Origin of the sequence: Rhodococcus sp. 14-2470-1a (genome assembly GCF_002259425.1) — a bacterium.
Lineage (GTDB): Bacteria > Actinomycetota > Actinomycetes > Mycobacteriales > Mycobacteriaceae > Rhodococcoides > Rhodococcoides fascians_E.
Window position 1 is genome coordinate 1 of record NZ_NPFZ01000002.1, and the last position, 11,355, is coordinate 11,355.

Below are 11,355 nucleotides of genomic sequence, written 5' to 3' on the forward strand. Positions count from 1 at the left end.
GGCATCAACCTCGGATTCCCCGAAAACAGCTAGATCCGCTCCGCGTCTCCGGGATTCCCCGAAAACAACTAGACCCCACGTGAGTGGAAATGTAGGCCCTGAGTCAGGAGCGGAGCCCGCGGAGCGACCAGAGAGCACCTACATTTCCACTCACGACGTTTTTCGTATCTGCCGTCGATATAGCAAACTGGTACCAGTGAACGCACAACTACAGCAGCTGAAGTCCCTTGTCCTCGATGCGCGAGGAGCCGTACTGGACAATGTTGTCGCCGAAACCGAAGGTTCCGAATACGGAGCTCATCACCTGACGATCGACGGTCTTTCCGTTCACTTCCGCGTTGCTCGGACCACACCCAAGAAGGTCGGCCAGTTCGTGACGTTCTGGAAGCGCGCGACCGGCGATCAGATCGAGCCCTTCGATGTACGTGACGACTTCGATCGTCTGATCGTTGTCACGTGGACGCCGAAATCGTACGGCTACTTCGAGTTCCCCAAGCACGCACTGTCCGAGCACGGCGTGCTCACGGTGGGGACCACCGAGGGCAAGCGCGGTTTTCGGGTCTACCCCGAATGGGACGAACCGAACAACAGGTCCGGCGTGGCCGCGCAGACCTGGCAGCTCAACTACTTCTCCGACCTGTCCGACCAGATCTGACTGCCCATCGACGGTCCGGTGAGTCGTGCCCGCGTCGCTCACACCGAGACCTAAGGTTGTTCGCGATGAAAACGATTTCGCGAACTGCAGCGGCACTGGCCGCAGCTGCGGTCCTGTTCGTGGCAGCCGGCCCGGCTGCTGCGCAGGAACCCGACCCTCCCGCCGGGACTTCGACCCCGTTCTCGACGCCGAACACCGACGACTGCCCGCAGGCGACGTCGCCACCGCCAGCCATCGATCTGTCCGAGGTGCCGAAGCCCGGCGAGAGCGCGCCCACGCCACTCCCGGTTCCCGCCGACGCCGTGGGCGGTGAGCAACTCGGTTACTGCGGCGTGGTGGTGCCGGACGGTGCACCCGCCCTCCCCGAGGACATCTCTGCGACGGGTTGGGTTCTGTCGGATCTGGACTCGGGTGACGTCATCGCTGCGAAGGATCCGCACGGCCGGTACCGCCCGGCAAGCACGATCAAGATCCTGCTGGCGTTGGTCGCCCTCGACGAGCTCGACCTGAACACCACCGTCGTCGCCACAGCCGAGGACGCGAATGCCGAGGGCAGCGCCGTCGGCATCGGCAAGGGCGGCGTGTACAGCAACTTTCAATTGATGCAGGGCCTGGTGATGGCGTCGGGGAACGACGCTGCGCACGCGTTGGCCTCTCAGATGGGCGGCGACGACGCCACTGTCGCCAAGATGAACGCCAAGGCACGGTCTCTGGGCGCGCTCGACACACGCACGGCGACGCCGTCCGGTCTCGACGGTCCTGGAATGTCCAGTTCTGCATACGATCTCGCGTTGTTCTTCCGTGCGGCGATGGAGAACCCCACGTTCGCTCAGTTGATTTCCACCGAGACCGTTCAGTTTCCGGGCTTCCCCAAGGATCCGAACATCCCCGACGACGTCGACCGTCCAGGATTCACCCTGTCGAACGACAATCAGCTTCTGTACAACTACGACGGCGCCGTGGGCGGCAAAACCGGATACACCGACGACGCACGTCAGACGTTCGTCGGAGGCGCCGACAAGAACGGCAGACGCCTCGCGGTCACCATCATGAAGGGCGACGTGCTGCCGATTCGTCCGTGGGAGCAAGCAGCCAGGCTGCTCGACTACGGCTTCGCGCTACCACCGGGCACGAGTGTGGGAACGCTGGTGCCGCCGGAGTCGGTGGGAGGCGTCACAAGCACACGCACGGCCGCGCCGACTCTGGCATCTCCGCCGGACACTCCGAGCACGGCAGGCGAACGGGAGACGTCCCTCGAGGCGGGTGGTGACACTGCGATACGAATCGGCGTCGCCGTCGTCGGCGGGTTGGTGGTGATCGGGCTCCTGCTGTGGGCTCGGCAACTCCACCGGCGTCGCTGAGGTCAGCGTCTCCGGTTCAAGAACCCGAGCCCGACGGCGGCCAGCGCGCCGGCGCCCACGAGCGCAATTCCGCCGCCGAGGGTCGGGCCCTCGTTGACCTCCACCCGCGTGTTGATGACGGCCGGCTCCGGCGGAGGGACGTAGGCCAGCGCCATGCTTTCTCGGGTCGTCGCCGCAAATGCCGTGGCGAACAGGATGAATCGCGATGTCGTGAACACGAACACGAGGAGACCGATGATGGGGCCGAAGACGACTCCGGCGGGACCGTTGGTGACCGACGCGAGATAGATCGCGGCGATCTGCTTGAATATCTCGAAGCCGACGGCTGCGATCAAGCCGCCCTTGACCGCGCTGCGGAACGGGACGGGCTCTCTCGGCAGCCTCGAGATGACCCACGTCATCACCGCCCAGGTCGCGGCCAGCGCCAACAGCACCGACACGACTCGTAACAGAATCCCGACGCCGGGAGCCTGGTCGAGATTCGCCAGTTCCAGCAGACTGCGCATGACGGATCCGCCGTTCAACGCCGACAGGCCGAGCGAGAGCGCGAGCGCCAACCCGAGGCCGACGAGTGCCGCGAAATCCTTCAGCTTGGTCGCGAGAAAACTTCCCGGCTCGTGTACGAACTCCCACATCGCCGTCAGCGCCTCGCGCAGATTGGCAATCCACCCCAGACCTGCGTAGAGCGCACCGAGCAGACCGATGATGCCGACGCTCGTTCTGGACTCGACGGCGGTGTCGATCAACGAATTGATGGTCTCGCCGAAGCTTCCCGGAACGTTCTGCGCAATCTGGTCACGGATCTGATCGAGCCACTCCGGCTGACCGACCAGGATGAACCCGGCAGCTGCGAACGCGACCATCAGCAACGGGAACAGCGCGAGGACGCTGAAGTAGGTCATGCCCGCCGCGTAGTAGTCGCCCTTCTGAGCCTGGTATCGAGTTGCTGCGCGGACCGTGTGATCGAACCACGGCCATTTGTCACGACGGTCTTGCAGAGTTGCTGCGAAGTCAGGAACGACAATCACCCTCTTGGAGTCGGGCCCTCGCTGTCAGTCCCCCCAGCCTGTCAGAGAAAGCGTCAGTCAGGAGAGCGGAGCCAAGAACCCCACCCGGTCGTACACCTGCGCCAACGTGCGCGACGCTACTTCCCTGGCCCGATCCGCGCCGTCGGCAAGGATGCGGTCCAATTCGGCAACATCGGACATATACCCGTCGACGCTCGCCTTAAGCGGCGTCACGAACTCGGTCAGCACATCGGCCGTGTCGGATTTGAGGTCGCCGTAGCCTTTTCCCTCGTACCCGGACACGAGGTCCTCGATCGACCGGTCCGAGAGGGCGGACTGGATGACGAGCAGGTTGCTGACGCCCGGCTTGTTCTCGGGATCGAACGCAATGTCACGATCGTTGTCCGTGACCGCGGATCGGAGTTTCTTCGCCGTCACCTTGGGGTCGTCGAGAAGGTTCACGATGCCCGCCGGGTTGGATCCGGACTTGCTCATCTTGGAGGTCGGCTCCTGCAGATCGAAGATCTTTGCCGTGCCCTTGATGATGTGCGCGTCCGGCACGACGAACGTCTTCTTGAAGCGAGTGTTGAAACGCTGCGCGAGATCACGGGTCAACTCGAGGTGCTGACGCTGATCCTCGCCGACGGGAACGAGATTGGGGCGATACAGCAGAATGTCGGCAGCCTGGAGAACGGGGTAGGTGAACAGCCCGACAGTGGTCTGGTCACGCCCCTGTTTCGCCGACTTGTCCTTGAACTGTGTCATTCGCCCTGCTTCACCGAATCCGGTGATGCAGTTGAGGACCCACGCGAGCTGCGCGTGTTCGGGAACCTGGCTCTGCACGAACAGAGTGGAGCGCTTCGGGTCGATTCCCACCGCCAGCAGCTGCGCCGCGGCGATGCGAGTGCGGTTGCGCAGCGCCTTGGGGTCCTGGGGAACGGTGATGGCGTGCAGGTCCGGGATGAAGTAGAACGCGTCGTAGTCTTCCTGCAACGCCACCCACTGACGCACCGCACCGAGATAGTTGCCGAGGTGGAACGAATCCCCGGTCGGCTGGATCCCGGACAGAACTCGCTGACGCGGGCCCTGTGGTGCGTCGGTGGGCGAAGGAGAAGACATGCTCGTAATCTTTTCACGCCCGAGCAAGGCGATTCTTCTCAGGTGTTACCGGTACCGGACGGTGACGGGCGCGTGATCGGACCACCGTTGGTCGTAGGCCTCGGCACGTTCGGTGACGGCCTCTTTGGCTCGCTCTGCGAGCGACGCCGTTGCCAGCTGGTAGTCGATACGCCAACCCGCGTCGTTGTCGAACGCCTTCCCCCGGTAGGACCACCAGCTGTACGGTCCTTCGACATCCGGGTGCAGAGAGCGCACGACGTCGGTCCACGGCGCCTTCTCCGTCAGCAGAGCGGAGACCCATGCGCGCTCTTCCGGCAGGAATCCGGAGTTCTTCCGATTGGTCTTCCACGCCTTCAGGTCGGCCTCGGTGTGGGCGATGTTCCAGTCTCCGCACACGACCACGTCTCGATCCGCGGACTTCGCTGCTTTCGCGGATGCGGCGAGGTATTTGGCGAACGCCGCCATGAAGCGTTCCTTCTCCTCTTGGCGTTCGGTACCGACCTCGCCGGACGGCAGGTAAAGGCTCGCGACGGACACATCACCGAAATCGGCCTCGATGTAGCGTCCGGAATCGGAGAACTCCTTCGCGCCGATGCCGACCCGGATGGCATCGGGCGCCGTGCGGGACAGGATCGCCACACCGTTGCGCCCCTTCGCCGACGGTTCGGCGGAGGCCAGGTGCCAGCCTGCGTCGAGTGCGGGGGCGAGCGCCTTGGTGAGTTCGCCGTCGTTCGCGCGGGTTTCCTGCAGACAGATCACGTCCGCGTCGGTGGTCTCGAGCCACGGCAACATGCCTTTCCTGGCTGCTGCGCGTACTCCGTTTACGTTGACTGTGGACACGGTGATAGTCACGTAGGGCACCGTAGCCGAGACCACCGACAGACCTGGAATCTATCGGCGTCGACGTTTACGGCCTCCGGGCTTGACACCGGGCCGGGGCTTCGACGGCGCGGCCACCGTGGCGTCGGCCTGCGTCGTCCCGTCGTCCGCGTCGCTGACTGCGGCAGCGAGGGAGTCGATGCGTCGGTAGACCACATGCTGCTGAACATAGGTCCAGAGGTTGTTGCTGACCCAGTAGAGCAGCACGGCAATCGGCAGAAATGGACCGCCGAGCAGCACGCCCGCGGGAAACACCCACAGCGCCAGACGGTTCATCAGCGCCGTCTGCGGATTGGCGCGCGCAGCGTCGTCCTGTCGAGCGATCGACGCACGAGAGTTGAAGTGCGTCGCGATGCCGGCCAGCACCATCAGCGGTACCGCCACCATCGCGATGCCGATCACTGTCGGTACACCGCCGAACGGCGCGAACGCCTCCAGTGTCGCCGCCCCGCTGTTCATCGCGGCGGAGATCGGTGCACCGAAAAGCCGTGCTTCCAGGAATGATTGGACGTCTGTTGCGCTGAAGAAGTAGTTCGCGGTGTTCGCGTTCTCCTCCGGCGACATTCCCAGTTGCCCGATACCGGTGCCGGTTCGGTTGAAGGAGCGGAGCACGTGCAACAGCCCGATGAACACCGGGGCTTGCACCAACACGGGTAGGCAGCCGAGCAGCGGATTGAATCCGTGCGCTTTCTGCAGCTTCTGCATCTCGGCGGCCTGCCGCGCGCGGTCACCGATGTACTTCTTCTGCAACGCCTTGATCTCCGGTTGCAGTTTCTTCATCGTGAGCTGGGTCCGCACCTGGCTCACGAAGGGTTTGTAGAGCACGAGCCGGAGGGTGAACACCAGGAACATCACGGACAAAGCCCAGGTGATCCCGTTGTCCGGTCCGAGGACCGAGCCGAACACAGTGTGCCAGACCCAGAGGATTCCGGACACGGGGTAGTAGATGAAATCGAGCATGAGAGCACCTCTTCGAGGGAGTCGGTCGATGAACGTCACGACCGATCCCGGCAAGACTCGCCTACGGGAGTGGAGCCTGCAGGAACGACCCGGGTAGGGGACGGGAGTGGAGCCTGCAGGAACGACCCGGGTAGGGGTCGGGAGTGGAGCCTGCAGGAACGACCCGGGTAGGGGACGGGAGTGGAGCCTGCAGGAACGACCCGGGTAGGGGACGGGAGTGGAGCCTGCGGGAACGGTCAGGTCATCGATCCGGGTGCTCTCGGCATGGGGCGCCCGGGTGCATCAGGGCGGTGTTGGCGACGGAATCGTCCGCGCAGACGTCGCTCTTCCGCTGGTGGACCCGGCACCCGGGTTCGGTCCAGTCCGACTGTCGCGTCGACCGCACCGAGAGCGGCGAGTGTTGCCGCAGCGATCCCGAGCAGTAGTCCGCCGACCGTCGACGGGTCGTCGAGGACTGCCAGCAGCAGCAGTACGGTGACGACGAGTGAAACGAAGATTGTGCGCACGAGAACTCCCCGGGTGAACGAACTTCTTTCGGCAGAAAGGGTTCGGGGGCAGAGCCGCGGACGCGAGCGTCGCTCAGTGTGCCCCCACCGGTGCGCCCGGGGCTCTGGGCATGGGGCGGCCCGCTTCGTCGGGCCGTTGCTGACGGCGGAACGACCCGCGGCGCCTGCGTTCTTCTCCCCGTGGTCCGTGTGCGACGCCGAACAGGGCGTCGAGCACGATTCGCCTTGCCGCCGACGACGCGAGCGCCACGGCCACTGCGGTGACGACCAGCCCGAAGGCAACTGTGGTCACGGCGGTGTCGGGAAGGGTGGCGAGCATCAGGAGCAGGACGAGGTATGCCGAGACTGCGCTCAGGTATCGCATTGCCGTCCACCCCTTCCGTTCGCTTCGCCGGTGGCCAGCGTATCGCGTCCATCCGATCACGCGCAGTTCGCGCCTCCGGGACCACGCCCGTCGAGTGCTGCAGCTCGATCCTCGGCAAGGTTCCATTCCGTCCACTTCACCGTTGCCGTGACGTCGGAGAGCACGCAACTGCGATAGGGCTCGGGCAGGCGGTCGAGCTCCGGTGCCGCATCCGCCGAGAGGCTTCGGAGATACCGCGTGTCGATCTTGCCGGTGTCCTCGAACCGCTCGACGCTGTGCCGGGCGACGTACGCGTCCGGATTCAGCGCAGCGAGGGAAAGAACCGCGCCGACGACAGCGACCCCGACAGCTCGCGGCAGCCATTTCCCTGTCATACCGATTCCGGCGACCATGACGAGCACGCACACCGCTCCCAGCAGAACCTCGACGACCGTGACGAACAGACGAAGCGTCGTGTACCCGTATTGACGCTCGTACAGGGACATGCGATGCAAGGCCGAGGCCACCACCACGAGGGCGAGGACGCACAGCAAGCCGAGAACAACCCTCAGATACGTCCGCTGGGTACGAGTGCCTCGCGGCGCTGTGCGAACAACGGTGGCCAGTACCAGAAGAGTCAGGGCCGTCACCGCCAGCAACTGCCAGAACCCTTGACGGGCGTACTCGGCGTTGGTGAGGCCGTCCGTCGTGCGCACGTGGCTCTGACCGCCGAACAGTGTTGTCGTCTGAACGGCCACGAACAGGGCGAACACTCCGACGAGAGCCGCGACGGGCACCATCCACTCCCAGAGTGACACCGACGACTTCGACGGCCGCGCGAGCAGATCGAAGTGCGGTCGATTGACCGCCAGATACGCCGCACCCAGTGTCGCTGCGCCGACGAAGGTGAACACGAGGATGCGTGTCACGGTGCCACCGAGATCCCAGTCGGGAGTCGCCGCGTCGACGATCTTCCCGAACGTCGGATCGGCTGCAGCGAACAGCGCGCCGAACACGATCACCAGCATCACCGTCGATGCGAAGACCGCGGCCAGTCGGCGCGGGTGGGCACGGTCGGTGTCCAGCCGCCGCGCACCGGTGGACGCCCATCTCCACGTGCGGACCGGCAGAAACAGCGGAGCCAAGGCCCCCAGCCCGAGACCTCGCCAGGTCCATGAGCCGGAGAGTACCGCCGCAGCAACGACTATCGACGTCCATGTGCACAGTGCCACCAGCCATTCCGCTGCGCGGACGGTCGCGACCGATCCCAGCAGAAGCACTCCGCTCGCGCCGGCGAGCTGCCACGGGGTGGGCCTTTCCCGCAGTGCGAAGGCGACTGCGGCGACGATGACGGCCGTGGTGATGGAGTATCCGACGCCCTGTCCTCCGAGTACCGATGCCCCCACCGCACCTGCGGACATCGCGGCGATCAAAGCCTTTCGCGGCGCCGATGCGTGGCGGAGCACCGGCCACACTTGCGGGGCCCACGGTGACCATCGACGCGATGACCGGTTGCTCGGCGGAAGCACCGGAGCCGGCCCGGTGGAGGTGGACTTCGGTGTAGTGATTGCGTTCATTTCCTCTACCTCACAGTTGTTCTGGGCAGGACTTGGAGCGACGACACGCCTGTGCGTGCGCCGTGAGTGAAAGTGGTTCTCGTGTGGGACCGGGCAGGGTTCAGTTCTGTGGAAGGCACACCCGGATGTGGCACCCGGGTGATCTGTCCAGGACTTCTATCGTCCCGCCGTGCAGTTCGGTCGCCCACCGGGCGATCGCCAGACCGAGTCCGGTTCCGCCGCCTGTGGCACCACCTCTGGTGAACCTGTCGAAGACCGAAAAACGTTCGGAGGGCGAGATTCCCGGACCGTCGTCGGACACCTCGATCCTGACCCCTTCCGGTGCAGGCATCGCGGACACTGTGACGGCCGAGCCCGGAGGGGAATGCTCGACTGCATTGCTCAGCAGGTTCGTCACGATCTGCTGCACTCGTGACCGGTCGGCGGACATCTGCAGCTGGTGCGGCGTCACCACGACGCGCACACGCCCGTACTCCGACGCCACCGCGCCGAGGAAGTCGTGCACACCGAATCGTTCCGGCCGCAGTGGGAGCACTCCCCCTTCGAGCCGAGACAGATCCAGCAACTCGGTCACCAGGTCACCGAGCTTCTCCGTCTGACGCAGCGCGACGTTCAGCGTGGCAGGATCGGGCTCGGTCACGCCGTCGACCATGTTTTCCAGCACCGCACGAAGTGCCGCGATCGGCGTCTTGAGTTCGTGGGAGACGTTTCCGATGAGCTCACGCCGGTACGTGTCGGCTGCTTCGAGATCAGCGGACATCGTATTGAAGGCCTCGGCGAGTTGGCCGACCTCGTCACGCGAGCTCGCGCGCACCCGCGTCGAATAGTCCCCTCGTGCCATTGCGCGGGCCGCGGCCGTCATCTCTCGCAGCGGTGAAGTCATACCGTGCGCCACCAATTGCGTTGCTGCGATGGACACCACGAGCGCGGCCAGCAGCGTGTAGCGGAACTGCCAGCTCGCACCGATCCAGAACGTCACGCTTGCCAACAGCAGAACGATCCCCACGATCAGAGCGACCTTGAGTTTGAACGACGTCAGCGAGTCCAGCGGTCGCGGCAACCGGACAAGCGGGATCGGAGCCCTCATCGTGGAGTCTCCAGCGCGTACCCGACGCCGTGAACGGTACGGATCAGCGTGCCGCCGAGCTTGCGGCGCAACGCCTTCACATGACTGTCCACGGTCCGACTGCTGGCAGAATCCTCCCAACCCCACAGTTCGGCGAGGAGGGTGTCGCGGGCGACCGCAGCGCCGGGTCGAGCCGACAGGAATGCAAGGATGTCGAATTCGGTTCGGGTGAGGTGAATTTCACCGTCGGGTCCGCTCACTCGTCGCGCATCGTGGTCGATTCGAAACGCGCCGAGCGTCATCGCCGCCGTCGCAGTCGATGCCGCGGCGGTGCGTTCGGCGCGACGAAGGAGTGCGTGCACCCGCGCGACGACCTCGCGCATACTGAACGGCTTGGAGAGATAGTCGTCGGCGCCGACGCCGAGTCCGACGAGCATGTCGGTCTCGTCCGACTTCGCGGTCAGCATCAGCACCGGAATCGGACGGTCCGCCTGGATCCGTCGGCACACCTCCAGGCCGTCGAAGCCCGGCAGCATGACGTCGAGAACCACGACGTCCGGCTTCTCGCGGGCACAGACCTCGACCGCCGACGGTCCGTCGTGCGCCGTCACCACGCCGAAACCTTCGCCGCGGAGTCGTGCGGCCAACGCGTCGGAGATCGTGGGTTCGTCGTCGACGACCAGCACTGTGCGGTTCATGATGTCGACCCTAGAGCCCGGACGTGGAGGAGTCCGTCGGGAAATGTGGAGGTTCAGTGAAGATCCGTCGGGCCGCGCGGGCGTCGCGGGACACGGCCTGATTCCGTCACATAAGGGTCGGCTACCCTTACGGATCTGAGCGAGGCCCGACAGAACTCGAGCCACGTCACCCCCTCGAAAGGCACCTTCATGGTCGAATCCACGCGACTGCTTCGGTGGGCCGCCGCCGCGGCAGCTGCCGCGCTCCTGCTGTCCGCATGCTCGAGTTCGTCCGACGACACGGCGAGCACTCCCACCAGCGGTTCCGAGTCGAGCGGGGCGTTTCCGGTGACCGTCGACCACGCCTTCGGCGAGACGACGGTGGAATCGGAACCGCAACGCGTCGTCTCCGTCGGTTACACCGAGCAGGACACCCTCCTCGCACTCGGCGTGATCCCCGTCGGCGTCACCGATGTCAGTTTCAGAAGTGAGCTGCATTAGTTCAGAAGTCGTGTGCACAGATTGCTGGATGCAGTCGCATCTGCCCAAGATCATGCCTCCGTCTGACAGTAGCGGAGGTAAAGCGATCACCCGGTTCGGGCGCTACCCTTAGGGGGTATGCCTGCTACGGTCGAAGGCATGCATTCAGAGATCGGGCACAGTCACCGGGGCACCGCCTCGGTGACTGGCTTGCTGATTGCAACGGTGGTGTTCGGTGTGCTGCTGATGCATTCCGTCTCCTCGATGTCGATGTCCTCGATGTCTCGGTCGATGAGCGGCGGCCATGCCTCGATCGCAGCACCGTCCCGCATGGACGACTCGGTGTCGATTCCGGTGATGGCCGGGGAACACGACTGCCCGTCTGCACACCAGATGATGCATCCGTGTGTGGGCACGCCGGCGTCGTGGCCCGCGCTGACGGTCCCGGCGCTGAGCACTGCCGTCGACCTGGTGCCGACGTCGGTGAACCGGATCGTCGGATGCACTGACTGCACGCTCGAACGTGCGCCGCCGTGGACGTTATGGGAGTTGGACAGATCGGTGACCTTGCGAGTGTGACGGGGAGCCCGACAGACGCATGTCTGTCGGCGGATCGATACACGGCCATTCTCTGTACTACTCACTCTTGCAAGGAGTTTCCTCATGCGTACCAAAGTCATTGCCTCGATCGCTGCTGCTGCTGCGAGCGCGTTCCTCGGGGTGTT

Annotated in this window: 13 protein-coding genes; 3 read left to right on the plus strand and 10 right to left on the minus strand. The window is 64.8% G+C overall.

Annotation, left to right across the window (positions count from 1 at the left end):
* Nucleotides 1–196 precede the first annotated feature (196 nt).
* Both CH292_RS01130 and CH292_RS01135 read left to right on the plus strand, forming a co-directional pair.
* A complete protein-coding gene (locus tag CH292_RS01130; protein ID WP_094653826.1) occupies nucleotides 197–655 on the plus strand; it encodes a MepB family protein in 459 nt (152 codons plus the stop codon).
* 65 nt (nucleotides 656–720) lie between these two features.
* Entirely contained in the window at nucleotides 721–2,016 is a 1,296-nt protein-coding gene (locus tag CH292_RS01135) for a D-alanyl-D-alanine carboxypeptidase family protein (protein ID WP_019667976.1), read from the plus strand.
* 2 nt (nucleotides 2,017–2,018) lie between these two features.
* On the opposite strand, the gene yhjD is transcribed toward CH292_RS01135, so the two are convergent.
* The 9 genes from yhjD to CH292_RS01180 all read right to left on the minus strand — a co-directional run bounded on the left by yhjD (nucleotide 2,019) and on the right by CH292_RS01180 (nucleotide 10,171).
* A complete protein-coding gene (gene yhjD, locus CH292_RS01140; RefSeq protein WP_019667977.1) occupies nucleotides 2,019–3,044 on the minus strand; it encodes an inner membrane protein YhjD in 1,026 nt (341 codons plus the stop codon).
* A 57-nt stretch (nucleotides 3,045–3,101) separates the two neighbouring features.
* Nucleotides 3,102–4,142, minus strand: coding sequence for a tryptophan--tRNA ligase (gene trpS, locus CH292_RS01145; protein WP_094653827.1), 1,041 nt, complete (start codon nucleotides 4,140–4,142; stop codon nucleotides 3,102–3,104).
* A 45-nt stretch (nucleotides 4,143–4,187) separates the two neighbouring features.
* Nucleotides 4,188–4,994, minus strand: a complete 807-nt coding sequence (locus CH292_RS01150) for an exodeoxyribonuclease III (protein ID WP_094653830.1) — start codon at nucleotides 4,992–4,994, stop codon at nucleotides 4,188–4,190.
* 39 nt (nucleotides 4,995–5,033) lie between these two features.
* Nucleotides 5,034–5,981, minus strand: a complete 948-nt coding sequence (gene yidC / locus CH292_RS01155) for a membrane protein insertase YidC (protein WP_037181933.1) — start codon at nucleotides 5,979–5,981, stop codon at nucleotides 5,034–5,036.
* 236 nt (nucleotides 5,982–6,217) lie between these two features.
* Nucleotides 6,218–6,487: a DUF6412 domain-containing protein gene (locus CH292_RS01160; RefSeq protein ID WP_020113406.1), complete on the minus strand. Its 270-nt coding sequence runs from the start codon at nucleotides 6,485–6,487 to the stop codon at nucleotides 6,218–6,220.
* Nucleotides 6,488–6,560: 73 nt separating this feature from the next.
* Nucleotides 6,561–6,851: a DUF6412 domain-containing protein gene (locus CH292_RS01165; protein WP_230594203.1), complete on the minus strand. Its 291-nt coding sequence runs from the start codon at nucleotides 6,849–6,851 to the stop codon at nucleotides 6,561–6,563.
* Between the two features lie 56 nt (nucleotides 6,852–6,907).
* Nucleotides 6,908–8,407 (minus strand): DUF4153 domain-containing protein, encoded by a 1,500-nt coding sequence (locus tag CH292_RS01170; protein WP_256977833.1) that lies wholly within the window; start codon nucleotides 8,405–8,407, stop codon nucleotides 6,908–6,910.
* A gap of 100 nt (nucleotides 8,408–8,507) precedes the next feature.
* Nucleotides 8,508–9,494 carry a HAMP domain-containing sensor histidine kinase gene (locus tag CH292_RS01175; RefSeq protein ID WP_094653829.1) on the minus strand — a complete coding sequence of 329 codons (987 nt, stop codon included), beginning with the start codon at nucleotides 9,492–9,494 and terminating at the stop codon, nucleotides 8,508–8,510.
* Nucleotides 9,491–10,171: a response regulator transcription factor gene (locus CH292_RS01180; RefSeq protein WP_020113409.1), complete on the minus strand. Its 681-nt coding sequence runs from the start codon at nucleotides 10,169–10,171 to the stop codon at nucleotides 9,491–9,493. Before CH292_RS01180 ends, CH292_RS01175 begins: the two co-directional genes overlap by 4 nt.
* Nucleotides 10,172–10,360: 189 nt before the next feature.
* Here CH292_RS01180 and CH292_RS01185 point away from each other — a divergent pair, with 189 nt between their 5' ends.
* Nucleotides 10,361–10,651, plus strand: coding sequence for a hypothetical protein (locus CH292_RS01185; RefSeq protein WP_256977835.1), 291 nt, complete (start codon nucleotides 10,361–10,363; stop codon nucleotides 10,649–10,651).
* Between the two features lie 161 nt (nucleotides 10,652–10,812).
* Here the strand turns inward: CH292_RS01185 and CH292_RS28765 are convergent, their stop codons facing one another.
* Nucleotides 10,813–11,136, minus strand: coding sequence for a hypothetical protein (locus CH292_RS28765; protein WP_179277884.1), 324 nt, complete (start codon nucleotides 11,134–11,136; stop codon nucleotides 10,813–10,815).
* Between the last annotated feature and the right edge of the window lie 219 nt (nucleotides 11,137–11,355).

What these genes read in the sequence shown, in the direction of transcription:
- trpS (WP_094653827.1), bottom strand. Translation starts at nt 4,142, where the DNA reads ATGTCTTCTCCTTCGCCCACCGACGCACCACAGGGCCCGCGTCAGCGA.
- CH292_RS01135 (WP_019667976.1), top strand. Translation starts at nt 721, where the DNA reads ATGAAAACGATTTCGCGAACTGCAGCGGCACTGGCCGCAGCTGCGGTC.
- CH292_RS01185 (WP_256977835.1), top strand. Translation starts at nt 10,361, where the DNA reads ATGGTCGAATCCACGCGACTGCTTCGGTGGGCCGCCGCCGCGGCAGCT.
- CH292_RS01180 (WP_020113409.1), bottom strand. Translation starts at nt 10,171, where the DNA reads ATGAACCGCACAGTGCTGGTCGTCGACGACGAACCCACGATCTCCGAC.
- CH292_RS01175 (WP_094653829.1), bottom strand. Translation starts at nt 9,494, where the DNA reads ATGAGGGCTCCGATCCCGCTTGTCCGGTTGCCGCGACCGCTGGACTCG.
- yidC (WP_037181933.1), bottom strand. Translation starts at nt 5,981, where the DNA reads ATGCTCGATTTCATCTACTACCCCGTGTCCGGAATCCTCTGGGTCTGG.
- CH292_RS01165 (WP_230594203.1), bottom strand. Translation starts at nt 6,851, where the DNA reads ATGCGATACCTGAGCGCAGTCTCGGCATACCTCGTCCTGCTCCTGATG.
- CH292_RS01170 (WP_256977833.1), bottom strand. Translation starts at nt 8,407, where the DNA reads ATGAACGCAATCACTACACCGAAGTCCACCTCCACCGGGCCGGCTCCG.